This window comes from Gracilimonas sp. B-17, from assembly GCF_056857935.1.
The window spans coordinates 661,270-678,944 of sequence record NZ_JBSXOA010000012.1; the positions used below are offsets into that span (position 1 = coordinate 661,270).

At 43.7% G+C, this 17,675-nt stretch carries 16 protein-coding genes; 7 read left to right on the forward strand and 9 right to left on the reverse strand.

Features of this window, described 5'->3' with window-relative positions; all coding sequences use genetic code 11:
- The 4 genes from AC13FX_RS11380 to AC13FX_RS11395 all read right to left on the reverse strand — a co-directional run bounded on the left by AC13FX_RS11380 (nucleotide 1) and on the right by AC13FX_RS11395 (nucleotide 1,733).
- Nucleotides 1–567 carry a hypothetical protein gene (locus AC13FX_RS11380; protein ID WP_482880774.1) on the reverse strand — a complete coding sequence of 189 codons (567 nt, stop codon included), beginning with the start codon at nucleotides 565–567 and terminating at the stop codon, nucleotides 1–3.
- A gap of 62 nt (nucleotides 568–629) precedes the next feature.
- On the reverse strand, nucleotides 630–809 hold the full coding sequence (locus AC13FX_RS11385) for a hypothetical protein (protein WP_482880775.1): 180 nt from the start codon (nucleotides 807–809) through the stop codon (nucleotides 630–632).
- A 12-nt stretch (nucleotides 810–821) separates the two neighbouring features.
- Nucleotides 822–1,121, reverse strand: a complete 300-nt coding sequence (locus AC13FX_RS11390; protein ID WP_482880776.1) for a winged helix-turn-helix domain-containing protein — start codon at nucleotides 1,119–1,121, stop codon at nucleotides 822–824.
- Nucleotides 1,122–1,127: 6 nt separating this feature from the next.
- Nucleotides 1,128–1,733 (reverse strand): hypothetical protein, encoded by a 606-nt coding sequence (locus tag AC13FX_RS11395; RefSeq protein ID WP_482880777.1) that lies wholly within the window; start codon nucleotides 1,731–1,733, stop codon nucleotides 1,128–1,130.
- 514 nt (nucleotides 1,734–2,247) lie between these two features.
- Between AC13FX_RS11395 and alaS the strand changes: the two genes are divergently transcribed.
- From alaS to AC13FX_RS11425, 6 genes are all read left to right on the forward strand, one after another.
- Nucleotides 2,248–4,929 carry an alanine--tRNA ligase gene (gene alaS / locus AC13FX_RS11400; RefSeq protein ID WP_482880778.1) on the forward strand — a complete coding sequence of 894 codons (2,682 nt, stop codon included), beginning with the start codon at nucleotides 2,248–2,250 and terminating at the stop codon, nucleotides 4,927–4,929.
- 274 nt (nucleotides 4,930–5,203) lie between these two features.
- Nucleotides 5,204–6,304 (forward strand): pyruvate dehydrogenase (acetyl-transferring) E1 component subunit alpha, encoded by a 1,101-nt coding sequence (gene pdhA, locus AC13FX_RS11405; RefSeq protein WP_482880779.1) that lies wholly within the window; start codon nucleotides 5,204–5,206, stop codon nucleotides 6,302–6,304.
- Between the two features lie 25 nt (nucleotides 6,305–6,329).
- Nucleotides 6,330–7,313, forward strand: coding sequence for a pyruvate dehydrogenase complex E1 component subunit beta (locus tag AC13FX_RS11410; RefSeq protein ID WP_482880780.1), 984 nt, complete (start codon nucleotides 6,330–6,332; stop codon nucleotides 7,311–7,313).
- A gap of 139 nt (nucleotides 7,314–7,452) precedes the next feature.
- On the forward strand, nucleotides 7,453–8,712 hold the full coding sequence (locus AC13FX_RS11415; protein ID WP_482880781.1) for a pyruvate dehydrogenase complex dihydrolipoamide acetyltransferase: 1,260 nt from the start codon (nucleotides 7,453–7,455) through the stop codon (nucleotides 8,710–8,712).
- Between the two features lie 385 nt (nucleotides 8,713–9,097).
- Nucleotides 9,098–9,562, forward strand: coding sequence for a hypothetical protein (locus tag AC13FX_RS11420; protein ID WP_482880782.1), 465 nt, complete (start codon nucleotides 9,098–9,100; stop codon nucleotides 9,560–9,562).
- A gap of 60 nt (nucleotides 9,563–9,622) precedes the next feature.
- Nucleotides 9,623–10,153 carry a hypothetical protein gene (locus AC13FX_RS11425; RefSeq protein WP_482880783.1) on the forward strand — a complete coding sequence of 177 codons (531 nt, stop codon included), beginning with the start codon at nucleotides 9,623–9,625 and terminating at the stop codon, nucleotides 10,151–10,153.
- On the opposite strand, the gene AC13FX_RS11430 is transcribed toward AC13FX_RS11425, so the two are convergent.
- From AC13FX_RS11430 to AC13FX_RS11445, 4 genes are all read right to left on the reverse strand, one after another.
- On the reverse strand, nucleotides 10,150–10,449 hold the full coding sequence (locus AC13FX_RS11430) for a hypothetical protein (protein WP_482880784.1): 300 nt from the start codon (nucleotides 10,447–10,449) through the stop codon (nucleotides 10,150–10,152). The genes AC13FX_RS11425 and AC13FX_RS11430 overlap by 4 nt on opposite strands.
- Before the next feature lie 93 nt (nucleotides 10,450–10,542).
- Nucleotides 10,543–10,719 carry a histone H1 gene (locus AC13FX_RS11435; protein WP_411322692.1) on the reverse strand — a complete coding sequence of 59 codons (177 nt, stop codon included), beginning with the start codon at nucleotides 10,717–10,719 and terminating at the stop codon, nucleotides 10,543–10,545.
- 249 nt (nucleotides 10,720–10,968) lie between these two features.
- A complete protein-coding gene (locus AC13FX_RS11440; protein WP_482880785.1) occupies nucleotides 10,969–11,670 on the reverse strand; it encodes a cytidine deaminase in 702 nt (233 codons plus the stop codon).
- Nucleotides 11,671–11,676: 6 nt separating this feature from the next.
- Entirely contained in the window at nucleotides 11,677–14,634 is a 2,958-nt protein-coding gene (locus AC13FX_RS11445) for a serine hydrolase domain-containing protein (RefSeq protein ID WP_482880786.1), read from the reverse strand.
- 167 nt (nucleotides 14,635–14,801) lie between these two features.
- On the opposite strand from AC13FX_RS11445, the gene dnaG reads away from it, so the two are divergent.
- The gene (gene dnaG / locus AC13FX_RS11450) at nucleotides 14,802–16,817 is read left to right on the forward strand and encodes a DNA primase (protein WP_482880787.1); all 2,016 of its coding nucleotides are present in this window, start codon (nucleotides 14,802–14,804) and stop codon (nucleotides 16,815–16,817) included.
- A 188-nt stretch (nucleotides 16,818–17,005) separates the two neighbouring features.
- Here the strand turns inward: dnaG and AC13FX_RS11455 are convergent, their stop codons facing one another.
- Complete coding sequence (locus tag AC13FX_RS11455) at nucleotides 17,006–17,674, reverse strand: DUF4159 domain-containing protein (protein WP_482880788.1); 669 nt, start codon at nucleotides 17,672–17,674, stop codon at nucleotides 17,006–17,008.
- Nucleotide 17,675 lies beyond the last annotated feature (1 nt).

The window sequence follows — 17,675 nt, forward strand, 5'->3', positions numbered from 1 at the left end:
TTAAGATTGTTCACCTGATCCCTTTTCATCGGCATATTTGAATAGTAAAGCAGACACTATAAACCACGTGATAAAGAAGCCGTTCACGGCAATGATCTCCGAAACGGAACTGTGTGGAAGTTCAGCCATGCCGGTAAATATTGCGATAATAGTCAGAATCAGTTGTGTGGCAGCCATAGCAAAAAGGGTAAGGAATAACCTCCAGGCTTTTAGTTGTGAGGCAAATAATCCAATGATCCCCACAAAGATCACCAAAAAATAAAGGATGTTGAAGTCGTTATTCTCAGAACCGATGATTCCAACGGCACCATTGGCCCAGATCAAAAACAAGCCACTACCTAAAGCACTGGCAGATGCTATCTTAAATAGGTTTGAAGAGGCATTCCGGGTCACGATCTTAAAGGTCAGCCCGGTTCCAAAGAGGAGGGTTCCGGCAAATAGGAAATCTGAAAAGGTCCAGTTGACCTCTGTACTGAATTGCATGGCAATTAAGGGGATCATAAGTAAGAGTATGGTTGCAATGGCAATATAGATCAGGTGTCGGGATAATTTATTCTCAGTTGTCATGATAGGGTCTCCGTTTAATTCATGTGTTGTACTTTGAAATACAAAGTGAAAGGTTAAATTTTTTATTTCTTTTTCTTGGCCATTCTAAATCGAATAATGGTAAACCAGATGGTTCCGCCGATAATAAGAGCCAATGGCAAGGCTCCCGGTTCATCTTCTACAATGATCATGTAGGCCATGAGTGCAAGGCCCAACAGAATGATCAAAAGTGAGATTGTAAGTTGTGATCCTGATCTATCCATGCTTGCTTTGATCTATTTTTGAGTTTTTATGATCTGTTCCATCACATTCAGATGATCATTGAAAGCCTTTCTGCCTTCGGGAGTCATTGAATAGCTAGTGTTGGGCTTATTGTCTATAAAGGACTTCTGAACTTCCACAAATCCTTCCTGTTCAAGCTTCTTAATGTGAGTGGCCAGATTGCCATCCGTCACACTCAGGAAATCCTTGAGTGCTGTAAAATCAAGGGCATCGTTTACTGCCAGGGCTGACATGATGCCCAGCCTGACGCGGCTTTCAAATGCTTTATGTAGATCGTCAAAAGAGATTTTCAATACAGATCACCGCTCATACCTAAGGTGCATGAAAATTCCATAAAGAATGTGTACGAGGCCAAATCCCAGCGCCCAGAAAAGGAGTCCATATTCCATGAAGGTAAGGTTCAGCAGGCCAAGAAGCATTTGTATCAGCCCCATGATCCTAACTTCTTTAACGGTATAAAACCCGGCGTTAAATAATGAAAGCCCATAAAATAAAAGGGTCAAAGGAGTGATCAAACCGAGTAAACTTCTGGAGATCAGGATCACGATAAGGAATCCTCCCGCGAAGAGGGGGACAGACATTGCTGACAACATTTTGCGTGAAGTAGGATTCCATGCTTTTTCATCTCGTTTGCCTGCTTTTTGGTGAGAATCAAAAATGGCCCCAGCCAGTGCAAGAATTAAAACACCGAGAGAAAGAAGTATCAGATCAGTGAGATCAGGGTAGGGATATAAGATCTCATCCGGCCTGAAATCCATAACAAAATGAGCAATGGCTGCCCCTGCTAATGCAGCCATACCGGCTATGATACCTGCCCATCCGGAAAGGGACAAAAATTTGGAAGATCGCTCCATCATGGAACGGATCTCAGCAATATCCTGAATGTAGTCTTGTTGATCTTTCATGCAAAGTACTTTTTATTTAAAAGTACAATTGAATTTTATGTATTGCAATAGTGGCATAAAAAATAATTGAATGGAACGCGGATGAGGCTGATGTTGCGAATGATCGCAGATTTGGTGGATTTATGGATTGCCCGGATTTTTAAGGCTCCCCGACTCCATAGGAGTCAAACTTAAATAGCCCCGGGTTTCAACCCGGGGTAAATGATGGAGAGGAAAATTTTTGCCCGGTGGGTTTTTGTGCAGAGATCGTTAACCAAAAATTAGGCTTGGTGCTAGTTTCAACGCATTTGGACCTGGTGGTCCATAGTTGCATTCCCAACGGGGTCGTTGGGAACGAGGTTAAATTATTAATCGATAATTCGGTCCATCGGTCCATCGCAAATCCAGCCCCATATATTTTCGATGAACCGATTTGCGAATAACGACCAACGAATCACAATCCAAACATGAGTTCAAACCATATTTTTCCTATCTTTAAGGCTCTGTAAAATTCAACACTCACACATCGTAATTAATGTCGCACAAGACTTCCGCCCAGATCCGTCAGGAATTTTTCGATTTCTTTGCTGAAAAAGAACACGCCATTGTTGACAGCGCTCCTGTTGTTCCCAAAAACGATCCCACTTTATTGTTTACCAATGCGGGGATGAACCAATTCAAAGCTATTTTTCTTGGAGAAGAGGATGCACTCAAACACGACGGAAAACTGTGGAAGCGTGCGGCCGATACTCAAAAATGTATTCGGGTAAGCGGCAAGCACAATGATCTCGAAGAAGTAGGTCATGATACCTATCATCACACGCTGTTCGAGATGCTGGGTAACTGGTCATTTGGTGATTACTTTAAAAAGGAAGCAATAGGTTGGGCGTGGGAATTATTGGTAGACAAATGGGGACTCGATCCGGATCGTCTTTATGCTACTGTTTTTGAAGGTGATGAAGCAGACGGTCTGCCCGTTGATGACGAAGCAATTGCGTTGTGGAAGAGTGAAACAACTATTAACCACGATCATATCCTGAAGTGCAGCAAGAAAGATAATTTCTGGGAAATGGGTGAAACCGGTCCGTGTGGTCCTTGTTCTGAAGTACACATCGATCTACGCTCGGATGAAGAACGAAAACAAAAACCCGGTCGCGACCTGGTGAATATGGATGATCCTCGCGTGATGGAGATCTGGAACCTGGTTTTCATTCAGTTCAATCGTAAGCCGGATGCTTCTCTTGAAAAATTGCCTGCACAGCATGTAGATACCGGGATGGGTTTTGAACGAATTTGTGCGGTATTGCAAGATAAGACCTCCAATTACGATACAGACGTTTTTACTCCGGTGATCGATGAGATCGCCGAATTGGCCGGATTGACTTATGGGGAGGATGAGGAAAAGGACATAGCCATGAGGGTGATCGCAGATCATATTCGGGCTGTGACGTTCTCCATTGCAGACGGAGCTTCTCCCGGAAATGAAGGGCGAGGTTTTGTGATCCGCCGAATTTTACGACGTGCTATCCGCTATGGCTGGGACGTGCTGGATTTCAAAGAGCCATTCTTCTATAAACTGGTGGATGTATTGGCTGAGCAATTCAAGGATATCTTTCCGGAGATCAAAGCTCAGAAAGAATACATTGTGAATGTGATCCGCTCGGAAGAAAAGAGTTTCCTTAAGACATTGGGGCAGGGGATTGAGCTATTCAACGAAATGGTGGAAGGTAAGAAGAAGCTTTCCGGTGAAGATGCTTTCAAGTTACATGATACCTATGGATTCCCGATCGACCTTACTGAATTGATGGCTCGTGAGCGCGGGGTGGAGGTGGATACAGAAGAATTCAACAAACACATGAAAGCCCAGAAAGAAAGAGCTCGGGCCGCCGGTAAGTTTTCGGTGGATCAGAGTAATGTTTTAAAATTTAAAGCTGTATATCACGAAAACACCGATTACACGTCTGAATTTGTAGGATATGACAATGCGGAAGTAGAGACTGAGATTCTAGGTTATAAAAAAGAAGGTGATAAATTTGCTATTCACCTTGCGAAGACTCCATTCTATGCTGAAAGTGGTGGTCAGATTGCTGATACTGGGACCATATCGAATGGTAAGAAGTATTTGAAAGTTTTAGATGTTCAAAAGGGGATAGATAATTTTCACATTCATTATGTGGATAAACTTCCCGAAGACCTTTCAGGTACCTGGACTGCATCCATTGATCTTGATAGACGCATAGAAATTCAAAAACATCACTCAGCCACACACCTGGTTCATGCTGCACTGCGCGGTATTCTCGGAGAACATGTGGCACAGAAGGGATCATTGGTGGATGAACACCATTTGCGGTTTGATTTCTCTCATTTTGAAGCCATGACGGATGAGCAGCTGGATGAAGTAGAGCAGTTGGTAAACGAGAAGATACAAGAAAACATCCTGCTGCAGGAAGAGAGAAACGTTCCCATTGATGAAGCCAAGGAACGAGGAGCCATGATGTTGTTCGGTGAAAAATATGGTGAAACGGTTCGTGTGATCACTTTTGATGAAGATTATTCGGTAGAATTATGTGGAGGAACCCATGTTGGCGCCACCGGTGAGATCGGGTACTTCCGGTTCACCAATGAAACCTCGGTGGCAGCCGGTATTAGACGAATTGAAGCGGTTTGTGGAACCCAGGTAGATGAGATCCTTCGGAGCGAAAAGCGATTATTGCAGCAGGTGAAAGGAGCTATAGGTCAAACAGAGGATCTGGCTGCCGATGTATTGAAGCTGATCGAGGAGAAAAAAGCTCTCGAGAAAGAACTCGAAAAAGTGCAGATGCAAAATACCGGCGCCAAATTGGATGAGCTCATCCAGGGAGCCGGTGAGCTCAATTCAGGTATCAATTTAGTCAAAGGTGAGATCCCGGGCGCAGATATGGATGCATTGAAACAACTTGGGTACGATGGTCTTCAGAAAGTGAAGAAGAATTCGGTGATCGTTTTAGGTGCTAAAGATGAAGAAGAAGGGAAAGTATACCTGATGGTGGCAGTTACAGAAGATCTTATCAAGGATAAAGGATTAAAAGCCGGAGCGTTGGTTGGTCAGCTTGGACGACTGGTTGGCGGAGGTGGAGGTGGCCAGCCAAACCTGGCAACTGCCGGTGGACGCCAGCCTGAAAAACTCGCTGAGGCCCTCGAAAAAGTGAATGAAATGATCGAGGAAATTATTCAATAAGTGACGGTTGGACAGCTCGAAAGGGTGTCATCCTGAACGCATGATAGGCTATATAGATTGAGGCTGTATTCCGCGAAGGATCTCAAATTTGAAATCTTAGCAGTAGTTAAAATTGAGATCCCTCGTGTTAGACACATTGGTCACACTATGTTTTAAGGCACTCGGGATGACAATCTAATGCCAGTTTTAGCAGCTGGAATCAAATCACAAAATCTTCATAAAAAATGGATATATTTGCAACCTTTGATGCAAAGAATGATCTCAAAACAATATTATGGCTAAAAAGAAAACAGACGAAATTAATTTTGCCCCACGGGGAATAGGAAGTGAGAAAGAAGGCGCTGTCCAGAAAGGTGTTGATCTCCCCAATCCCACTAAGAAAAAGCATAAATCACTAGGCTTGAGTGAGGATAACCTCAAAGCCATGTATGAGCAGATGTATCTTCAGCGACGATTTGAAGAACGTGCCATGCAGCAGTATCAAAAAGGGAAATTCGGTGGATTCTTGCACCTTTATATTGGTCAGGAGGCTGTTTCGACCGGAACAGTGTTTGCACTGAATGATGACGATGATATTATCACGGCTTATCGCGATCACGGCTGGGGATTGTGCCGTGGCATCACTCCTAATGAAGGAATGGCCGAATTATTTGGGAAGAAAACCGGATGCTCTAAAGGCAAAGGTGGTTCTATGCACTTTGCCAAAACTGAAAACCATTTTTGGGGCGGTTATGGAATTGTTGGTGGTCATATTCCGATCGGTGGCGGGCTTGCATTTGCAAATAAGTATAACCAGAATGGTAGAATTTCCGCGACTTTCTTTGGGGACGGCGCAGTGGATCAGGGGGCTCTGCACGAGACCTTTAATATTGCGAACCTTTGGAAATTGCCTGCCATATTTGCGGTAGAGAATAATGGATACTCTATGGGTACCGCTGCTCGCCGACATACGGTTACCGAGATCGTTGACCGTGCCAAAGCGTACGGAATGAAAAGCAAGGTTGTTAATGGGATGGATGTATTTTCAGTCTATGAAGCTATGAAAGAGGTCTCTGAAGAGGTTCGGAAATCATCAGAACCATACTTCCTGGAGATCAGAACTTATCGTTACCGTGGTCACTCAATGTCAGATCCTCAGAAATACAGGACCAAAGAGGAACTGGAAGAATATCAGAAATATGATCCTATTGAGCGATTGAAAACATATCTGAAAGATGAGAAGATCCTCAAGGACAAAGAAATTGAGGAAATAGAAGAAAAGGTGGAACAAGAAGTATTGGATGCCGTGGAATTTGCTGATAACTCGGACTTCCCGGATGAGTCGGCCCTTTACGATGATATGTTTGCCGAAGACGAACCTTATTTCCATAACTAATTTTTAAAACTGAGCACATAAAGTAATGGCTGAATTACAATTTAGAGAAGCAATACGAGAGGCAATTGACGAGGAAATGGCCCGTGAAGAAAAAGTCTTCATCATGGGTGAAGAAGTTGCCGAATACAATGGCGCATACAAAGCCACCGAAGGACTTTTAGATAAATACGGTTACAAGCGTGTGATCGATACCCCGATCTCAGAGCTTGGCTTTGCCGGCATTGGAGTGGGGGCTGCAATGAACGGTCTTCGTCCCATTGTGGAATTCATGACCTTTAATTTTGCGGTTTTAGCTGCTGATCAGATCATCAACCACGCTTCCAAAGCAGGCTATATGACAGGCGGACAAATTACGATGCCTATCGTATTTCGCGGACCCAATGCCTCCGCTGGTCAATTGGGTGCTACGCACTCCGTGGCTTACGATTCCATGTACGCCCACTTCCCCGGCCTGAAAGTGATCTACACTTCCGAGCCGGATGATGCCAAAGGGCTCTTAAAATCCGCAATCCGTGACGACAATCCCGTATTGTTCATGGAGTCGGAGCAGATGTATGGAATGAAAGGCGAAGTTTCAGAAGAAGAAGATTACATTATTCCCATTGGGAAAGGTAAGATCAAGCGAGAAGGAAGTGACGTTACAGTTGTTGCTCATGGTAAAATGTATCATGTCGCAAAACAAGCTGCAGCTCAGCTTGAGAAAGACGGTGTGGATGTGGAAATTATTGATCCAAGAACGGTAAAACCACTGGATCTGCCTTTGATCGTGGAATCGATCAAGAAAACCAATCGTTGTGTGGTTGTGGATGAAGCACATCCATTTGCCGGTTTTGCAGCTGAGATCGGGTTTTTGATCCAGCGTGAAGCTTTCGATTATTTGGATGCTCCCGTTCAGCGTGTTACACTTCCGGATGTGAACGCACCATTTGCCAAGAACCTGATGGATGCCTGGCTTCCGGATGCAAAGCAGGTGATCGAAGCGGTAAACCAGGTTACCTATAGAAATTAGGTGAAAAGTGAAAGGTCAAAAGTGAAAAGTATTAGACACACATTTCACTTTTGCATTTTGCCTTTTCACTCCAACACCCGTTAAATTAGACGAAATATAAAATTAGGAACAACTCACTCAACAGTTTAGAAATAAGATTATGGCGATTAAGATTGAAATGCCGAAGCTCAGCGATACCATGGAAGAAGGGGTGATCGCTTCGTGGAATGTAGAAGAAGGTGATAAAGTAGAAGCCGGTGATATTATTGCCGAAGTGGAGACTGATAAAGCCACGATGGAAGTAGAAGCTTTTGATGAAGGAACTGTACTTAAGATCCTTGTGGAGGCGGGTGATGCCGTACCATTGGGTGGACTTATGGCCGTTCTGGGTGAGGAAGGTGAAGATATTTCCGATATCCTTGAAGGTGCTGGCTCTTCAGACTCTAAAAAATCTGAAGATAAGTCAGAAGCCAAAAAAGATGCTTCCGGTGGCAGTGCAACACTGACTTCCCCAAGATCTGAAACTTCATCTGATAAAAGTAAGACTTCTTCAAAAGCGGATGATGGCAGGATCAAAGCTTCTCCATTGGCTCGTAAAATGGCCGAAGATAAAGGTATTGAACTCTCTCGTGTAGATGGGTCAGGACCAAATGGTCGCATCATCAAGGCAGATATTGAAAATTATAAAGAGACAGCTCAACCTGCTGTAGCCTCAGCTTCAACACAAAGTTTCGAAAGTCTGGAAAGCAAAGAGGTGAAGATCTCTCAGATGAGGAAGACCATTGCACGCCGCTTATCTGAAAGCAAGTTCACGAACCCACATTTCTATGAAACTATCGATATTGACATGAAAGCGGCTATTGCAGCACGCACGTCAATGAATGAAGCCAATGATGTTAAGATCAGCTTCAATGATATTGTCGTGAAAGCTTGCTCAGTTGCGTTAACTCGCCATCAGGCAGTAAATAGTTCGTGGCATGGAGATGTGATCAAAGAGCATGGCGATGTACACGTTGCTGTGGCAGTAGCTATAGACGAAGGATTGATGACTCCGGTTATCCGTCATTCAGACAAAAAAGGCCTGCTGCAGATCTCATCCGAAACGAGAGAGCTGGCCGGATTGGCACGTGACCGGAAGTTACAGCCTGAGCAAATGGAAGGCAGTACCTTCACGATCAGTAACCTGGGGATGTTTGGCATTGAGGAATTCACGGCCATCATCAACCCACCTAATGCTTGTATCTTAGCCGTTGGAGCTATCCGTGACGTTCCGGTTGTTGAGAATGGAGAAGTGGTTCCCGGCAAGCGCATGAAAGTGACGCTTTCCTCCGACCACCGTATCGTGGATGGAGCCAAAGCTGCAGAATTCCTGAATACCGTTAAGAATCTGCTGGAAAATCCACTTTCGATGTTGCTGTAATAAATACTGTAATCAAAGTTATTGAAAGCCCCGCATTTGAATAAAATGCGGGGCTTTTTTGTATCTGGTTGAAGCAATTGAATGGAACACGGATTGGACGGATTATCACGGAAAGATTTGTTTTTTAGCTACTATCCGCAAGATCGGCGTCATCTGTGTTCCGGTTGGATGGCAACTAAGGAATGGTACATGGATAGAGCGGATGCTTACCGGTTATTAATTATCAGGTATTGTCAATCATAAAAAGGATCAACCCCAATGAGTGTGCCTAATAACATATCCACCTTATTCTGACTTTTAAATTCAATTACATCTTCTTACAAACTTCTCAGATTTATTTACGTAATTGTGGCTGAACCATTAACCATGAAAAAATCTTATGAGAATGAGACTTCTATTACTATCGGGCATACTGCTTATGAGCGGAATGCTCCAATTCGCAAATGCACAGACTTCGCAAGAGATCGAAGTACAGGAAACCATAGACCGGCTTTTTGTAGGGATGTCAGCAAGTGACAGCAGTGTTGTCGCTTCAGCTTTCAAAAGGGATACCATCATGCAGACCATCAGAACCCATGAAGATGGCAGTGTGAGTGTTGCGGGCGGAGATCTGAGTCAATTCCTGTCTGATATTCATCGGGCTGAACCCGGTGTTTTGAATGAAAAACTGAACGGATATGAGATCAAGGTAGATGGCGATCTTGCCTCAGCATGGACACCCTATGAATTCTATGTAGGTGAGGAATTCTCTCATTGTGGGGTGAATTCCTTTCAGTTGCTTAAAACAGCTGATGGATGGAAGATATTTCATATTGTAGATACCCGTCGCAAAGATAATTGTGTGGAATAAGCGTCGTCCCGACTTTAGCTCTCGTACAAGTAATAACCCCAAACATAATTAGAAAATTAGATGAAAAAACTAAACATACTATTGTTGATCATCCTTTTTGGAGTACAACATATCAATGCTCAGGTAAGTGAAGCGCAACGGGAGATAGATGTGCAAAGCATCGATAATCTAATGGAAGCCTTGTACGCTTCAATTTCCGGTGAGAAAGGTGAACCCCGGGATTGGGATAGATTTCGTAATCTGATGTTACCCGGTTCAAGGCTCATACCAACGGCGAGTGGCGAGAGTGGAAAAAATACTTATCAGATCATGACTCCTGAAGAATTCGTTCAAAACACGGATCCCTATTTTGTTGAAAACGGATTTTACGAGTATGAGATCAACCGGGAGGAGCATCATTATGGGCGAATTGTGCATGTGATGAGTACCTACGGCTCAAAAAGAAGCAAGATGGATGCAGAGCCGTTCAACAAGGGAATAAATAGCATTCAGCTGTTTGATGATGGTGAACGCTGGTGGGTAGTTACGATATACTGGGCTCATGAGTCAGAAGATAATCCAATTCCTGAGCGATATATGGGAAAAGATTAATCAGCTGATTTCAATAGCTGATCGATCAATTTGGCTTTATCAGGATCCACATAAACGCCATATGAGAGGATCAAGACCCCATTAACGCCCTGGTCAGACTCAATAGCGTGAACGGTGGATTCACTGCCGGGATCAGTACCCTGGCCAAAGCTGTGTGATTCAACTATACTGAGTTGATCAGGTGTATACTTAGCATTGGTAGTGCTGCAGGTAATGTGGTCTTCTCCCAATTCAAATACATGATCAAATCCTTTCTCTTTAAGCGATTCAACGGCGTCGGCTAAGTCTTTGTACATAAGTGTATTAGTTGATTTGTTTACTATAATATACAAAATAAAAAAGCCGCTCGTTCAAGCGGCTTTATACTAAAAATAAAAAGCTGTAATGAATCAGTCTTTATTCTTGATGTCCTGGATCTCAAGGCGAATTTCCTGGGCCAATTTCTTTAGTTCTTGTAGGCCTTTACGTGCACGAGTACCTGCAGCTTTGTTGCCTTTGTCGTAGAATTTTTCCATTTCAACTGCGGTTTCTTCTACGAGATTTTTGATTTCTTCAACTCTGCTCATTAATAGCTCCGTTAAATTATTATTGGTTAATATTTTCTGTTTTCAGAAAGTGCGTTGAAGCTATTCAATCGGGGGTATTGAGTCAAATTAAAAGTGCAGTTTTTTACCTAAAAGTGAACTTTTTGCACTTTTATCTGAACTATCCCCGAAATTTCAGGCGAACTATGCCTGACTTTTAGCTTTATTTCTGATTTTATGGGAAAATATAAGAAGGAAGTTAGGCGATTAAATTAGAAATAGAACCCGAATTTATTTTTTCAGGGAGTCGGAAGTGAAATTAAATGGCAATAGGTCATTCATGAAATGTTCCGATATAGTCTTGTCAGCATGGTGGAGCACGATCTTACTGGTTGGCATGAATTCCGCAATAACCTGCCGGCAAGAACCACAAGGGCTGCTTACCTGACCTTTTTTCGTAAGGATCTCAAAGCGTTTGAATTCTGTGTGACCTGCTGTGACGGCCTTTGCGATAGCCACACGCTCAGCACATAGGCCTTTGGTCCATTCACTTACTTCAATATTCACTCCTTCGTAATACCCATTATCAGTAAATAAAAGAGCTGCAACCTGGAAATCAGAGTTAGGAACCACAGCTTTTGAGAGTAATTCCTGCAGTTTACTCGAGGCTGTTATTTGATCAGTATCAGGTTGTAAAAGGTATTCTAAGTTATCTGTGGGTAGATCTGTTTCAAATATGACCTCAAGTTCAAACTCGTTTTTCCAGAAATGGAGTTGTTCGTAGTTAGACTCATTTAAGTATAGCTTGGACGGGGTATCACCCTCGCTTAAACAGATGGTACAGGCTGCCTGAACGGCCGGTATGGTCAGGGGATAAGAGATATTTTCTATTCTGACTCCGGCATAAAACCTACCTGAGCTGCCCTCAACTACACAGGTTCTTGGGTTTTGAGAGTATGGAACATAGGAATGGGTTGTGAAAGTATCTGGCATAATTTATCAATTCATTATAGCTGAGTAGGCTGCATCTGCCACCCGAGCTCTGATCCTGCTGATGCGACCGCCATACGAACGGTTGGGGTATGTGCGATTGGTCAATAGAATGACCGCCATATTTTTTTCACGATCTATCCAGAAACTGGTGCCGGTAAAACCAAGATGTCCGAATGTGTCATCACTGGCATTACTACCTGCAGTCGTGAAACCGGTAGAGCTTTTGCGGTCAAAACCGAGTCCCCGGCCACTAAGTTCAGATTGTTTGGACGTGAAGAGTTGAACGGTCTCGGGTTTCAGGTATTGTTGCCCTGCATAAGTACCATTGTTAAGTAACATGGTGCTGAATTTGGCCACATCAATAGCAGAGGAAAATAAACCGGCATGGCCGGCAACACCATCCAGGTAATAGGCCCGTTCGTCATGTACCTCAGCCTGAACCAATCCGCGCTCATAAACTGTATCAATTTCTGTCGGTGGTATTCTGCGTGTTAACCAGCGGCTGTTCTTACTTGGATTGAAGAAGGTACTGTACATGTTCATTGGAAAATAAAATTCACTTCGCGCATACCGGTCAAGCGGTTGGCCAGATACATCCTCTATGATCTCAGCCAACAAGATCATTCCAAGATCACTGTAAACGTATTGAGTACCCGGTTCGTAGGTCAGGGGTTCATTCTTTATGGCTTCAATGATCTCACTGCGGGTTTTCAAGGAGTCTACATATACCCTGAAAGGGGGTAGTCCTGTTTGGTGAAGGAGGATATCCCGAATGGTAATGTCTTTTTTGTCAGGAGTGTTGAATTCCGGAATAAATTTAGCGATTGGGTCATCCAAATTGAGTTTGTCTTCATCGATAAGCTTCATGGTGGAAGCGGTGGTAGCCAATACTTTGGTAATGGAGGCCAGGTCATATACATCCGTGTTCTTGATGGCATTGGTTTTCTCATAGGTCTGATAACCATAGGGTTCATTGTAAGCCAAAACGCCATCTTTAACCACTGCAACCACTGCTCCCGGAAATACCGAATCACGGATAGCCTCATTTACGATCTTGTCGATCTCAAATAACTTATTATGGTCCATTCCCACTTCTTCGGGGGTGCCGAATCGAAGAGTGGTATGTGGGATCTCAATGCCCTCACCAAGGTCATAGAGTCCGGGGATCTCAATGGGTAAGCGGGCTTTTACTTCTGTTGCGCCAAAGATGGCAGGAACCACACCGCTGATCTGTTGTGAGGAATTATACCATCCAAGAATATGAGCGTCCGCATTTTTGAGGTCACTAAGTACATAAGGATTTCCGAATGATACCAATATGGAAGGTTTATTGGTTCTGAGAACGCGATTCAGGAATGAGATCTGACTGTCTGACAAATGAATGGATTGTGCAAATCGCAAATATATAAATGAACTGATGATAACAAGGTCCACGTCTTTGGCTTTTTGAAGCATCTCACGTTTATCCTTTTCACCGGTGCGTTTGTCATATACATGGAAAGAGACATTTGGGTGGTAATCTCTGATCTGACGGGCAAATGAAGAACCGGTATCCCCATCACTGTCATCGGCTACTGAAATGACCATGATCTCAGGATATTTTGAAGGAAGAAGAGGGATCAGGTCTTTTTCGTTCTTCAAAATGGTTGTGGATTCACGGGCAATACGATCGGCCTCAGCCCTGTGGAAAGCCGTATTGATCTTCAGGTCCAAAGAAGAGATATCCACCTGGTTAGTTTTATTCAATAACCCATACTGTTGCTTCCAGGCCATGAGCTTACGGAAAGATTTATCTATGCGTTCTTCAGTTATCTCACCATCTTTAACCGCTTGCTCCACTTCATTGATAGCTGTAAAAACATCCGGACTTATGAGCATGATATCGGCGCCGGCATTCAGAGCCTTAACAACAGCCTGTCCCGGTGAATACTTGGATGATATCCCATTCATTTCCAGTCCGTCTGTAACCACCATGCCATCAAAGTTGAGAGAGTCGTTCAATATCTCTTCAAGTATAAAAGGACTGAGCGTTGCCGGTGTATACGTTCCTCCATTTAGTTTCGGAAATGCAATATGTGCACTCATTACGCTGCTGATACCACCATCGATAGCCGCCCTGAAAGGTTTCAGCTCTAAAGAATCAAGCCGCTCGTAGCTATGATTGACCACGGGAAGGTCGGTATGAGAATCTGTGTCGGTGTCGCCATGGCCCGGAAAATGCTTAGCGGTTGCTACAACTCCCTCACTCTGGACTCCCTGGATGAAAGCAGTTCCAAAATCAGAAACCATCTTTGGATCACCTGAAAAAGAACGAACGTTGATAACCGGATTATCCGGATTGTTGTTCACATCCAATACGGGGGCATAAACCTGATGAACCCCAAGAGCCTTGGCCTCAAGGGCCGTTATTTTGCCCATCATAAAGGCATTGCGTTTGTTACCGGTGGCAGCCACCCCCATTGCAGGTGTGAACCGGGTAGTGCCCGATATACGCATTGCTGCTCCGAACTCCATATCCTGTGAGATCCACAGCGGAAATTTAGCCATTCGCTGCAGTTTATTGGTAAGTACAGCCTGACCATAAATATCACCGCGCATGAAAATGATGCCACCAACATTATAATCTTCAACCAGTTCTTCCAATAGCTTGAAATTTCTGGAATCACGATTGGTAAATCGGCCTTCAGCAGGAACAAAGAATAACTGCCCGATCTTTTCCTTGAGAGGAGTATTAGCGATAACAGAATCGAGGTATGCCTCAGAGTTGACGTCGAGTCCGGGATCTGAATAGGACTTATTTACTCTTTGACCGAATAGAAATTCAGTCAAGCTTTGCGCACTCAGTGAGGTACTCATTGTAAGTGCAAAGAAAGCACAAATGGAAATGATCTTAATAAAAACCTTCATAATGACGTCTGTAATACTATCTGAATTCTTTGGAATATATTCTATCGAAATGTACATGTTAGTAACAGTCTAAACCAATTGATTATTTTAAGAATAGTTAAACTGATACTGTATCATCTTACCAATATATACACTCGAAAGTGGATAAGGATCCGATTCAGAAAAAATCAGCATGAATTCATAATTTTACTTTATTCCGAGCCATTAAATGCTCATTATTAAGTATGATAAGTGACGATAAAAAAGAGGAAGTACGGGCGGCTGCAGATATTGTAGAGGTAGTGCAAGACTATGTGAAGCTGAAGCGGTCTGGCAGCGGTTTTGTGGGGCTCTGTCCTTATCATGATGAAAAGACACCTTCTTTTAATGTGACGCCCAGGTTGCAGATATTCAAGTGTTTTGGATGTGGAGAATCAGGGGATGTCTTCAAGTTTGTCATGGATCAGGAAGGTATAGGATTCACAGAGGCGGTAAGGCAACTGGCTGAACGCTATGGAGTCTTTATTCCTGAAGAAGATAACGAAGAGCATACCGAAACCACCCAGCTAAGGGAAGGGATCCTTCATGCCCTTAAATTTGCAGGGGTCTATTTTTACAGAAATCTGATCGAGAATCCCGAAGCAGAGAAAGCTCTTAAATACCTTGAAGATAGAGGGTATAACAGGGAAGTTTTTAGAAAATATGGCCTCGGTTATGCTCCGGCAGGTGGTGATGAATTGATCAAAGCTGCCAGAAATGCGGGTATCGATGAAAATTATTTACTGGAAGCTGATCTCATAAAACCGAGTAATCGGGGAGATGGTTATTACGATACTTTCAGGGGTCGGTTAATGTTCCCGATATTCAATCCCACCGGTAAGGTGATTGCTTTTGCCGGACGGGTATTGGGCACCGAAAAGACGGCGAAGTACATCAATTCCTCTCAGACCAAGGTATATAACAAAAGTGAGGTTGTTTACGGCGTGAATTTTGCGAAGAATGAGATCCGTAAGCATAAAGAGGTGTTACTGGTTGAAGGTTATACCGATGTGATCACCCTGATGGAAAACGGGATCGGAAACGTGGTGGCAAGCAGTGGTACCTCTTTGACGCCCGGACAGTTGAAGATCCTGCATCGTTATGGAGACCGTATCGTGATGATCTATGATTCCGATGATGCAGGTCAAAATGCGATGAAGCGGGGCATTAACATTGCCCTGGCGGAAGGTATGGAAGTCCAGCTGTTGGAGTTGCCGGACGGACAGGATCCGGATTCTTTTGTGAAGCAATTTGGTAAAGAGTCTTTTGATGATCTTAAGAATGAAGAAGCCGGTGATTTTGTGGATTTTCTTCTGCTAAAGGCCGGTGAGGAAGGGCGATTGGATAAACCAACCGAAGTGCCGAAAGTTATAACAGAGATCCTGGAGTCGATCGCAAGCATTCAGGATTCCATTCAAAGGCAGGTCTATGTTCAGTACCTGCATCAAAAGATACAGAAATTCCAGAAGGTCAAGGAATCGGATCTCTATGATCAGCTGGAGCGGGTAATGAACGATAAGCGCTGGGAAGAGAAACGTTCTGAAAGAAGAGAGGAAGTTCGTCAGCGTATTCAGAATCAGGAAGGACCACAGGATGATGCACCGCCGATCGGAGAAAAAAGGCTTTCGTCATCCAAAGACTCGGGGAGATTCAATGCTGCATCCAGGAAAAAACCCCATTTTGAGAAAGAACTGATACGTCTGATGATCACTTATGGTCGCAATATGGTGGAATACATTTGCTCATTCACGAATTCCAAGCTATTTGAGGATGACGAACTTCGGATGTTCTATAATGATATCATTGAGCGGTATAAAAGTGAAGAAGATTTTTCGATGAATACATACACCGGCGAAAAAGAACCCTTTCCAAGATTGGTAGGGGATGTTTTGTTGGAACAACACTCTGCCAGTGACCGTCACGAAGAAAAGATCGGCCTGAAGTATGAGAAGGATAAAAATCCATATAAGACAGCGAAAAGTTCAATTCGGGCGTCTCAGATCAGTTTTTATCGCAGAAAACTGAATGAACTGGCAGACCGTATAGGAGAAGCTGAAGGAGATGAAAAACTGAAACTGATGGAAAGGCAGAAGGACGTGAAATCGAAGTTAACCCGCCGTGAGACCACCGATCCTGACGATCTCTATCCTGATCCCGAAAAAGGCGTTAGTAACGAAGTCAACGAAAAGGTCTTTACCTACAAGATGAAGAATGAGAAGTAGGTAGTGATTTAGCTATATATCATGATTTAGTCACTCCCGTGCTGACGGGAGTCCATTACCTGCCAAAAATTCAAGACTTGATTCAAGATCAACCCATCAGATTTCGGGCCTGTTTCTGTCGGCAGAAAGGCATTCGCCGCGAAATGTTTTCAAACCATCTTCAAAAGTAAGGGCTTTGTCCAGCGTGATCAGTTTTTAGTGAGTGCGAAGACTAAAATATTGGCCCCCATTTGAAGGGCTCTCTGCCTCAGATCCTGTGGGGTATTGTGGATCTCAGCGTCCGCCCAGCCATCTCCCAGATTGGATTCGTAGCTGTAGAATACCACTAATCTGCCCTTGTAAAAGATACCAAAGCCTTGTGGTGGTTTTCCATCATGTTCATGGATCTTGGGAAGACCTGAATTGAACTCGAATATCTGGTCATATATGGGGTAGTTGAAGGGGATCTCTACTAATTCTTCTTCAGGAAAGATCCGTTTTAATATTGGCTGGATATACTCATCAAGCCCATAATCATCATCGATATACAGGAAGCCTCCATTTACTAGGTATTCCCGGACGTTCCGAATTTCTGCATTATTAAGCGTGATGTTACCGTGACCGGTCAGAAACAGAAAGGGATAGGAATGCAATTCGGCACTTCCAAGATCCACATCGTTGTAGGAATCTGAAATGCGGATCGGGATATTATTCTTGGTGAACTGAATAAGATTTTCGAGTGCCGAGGGGTCATTATACCAATCGCCACCCCCGCGGTATTTTGCCCGTGCGATCTCGAATTCTCCCGAACTCTGAGCCAGGATCGGCTCAGCCCAAAAGCAGGTTGCTAAAATTATCAATAATATCCTTGAGGTCATA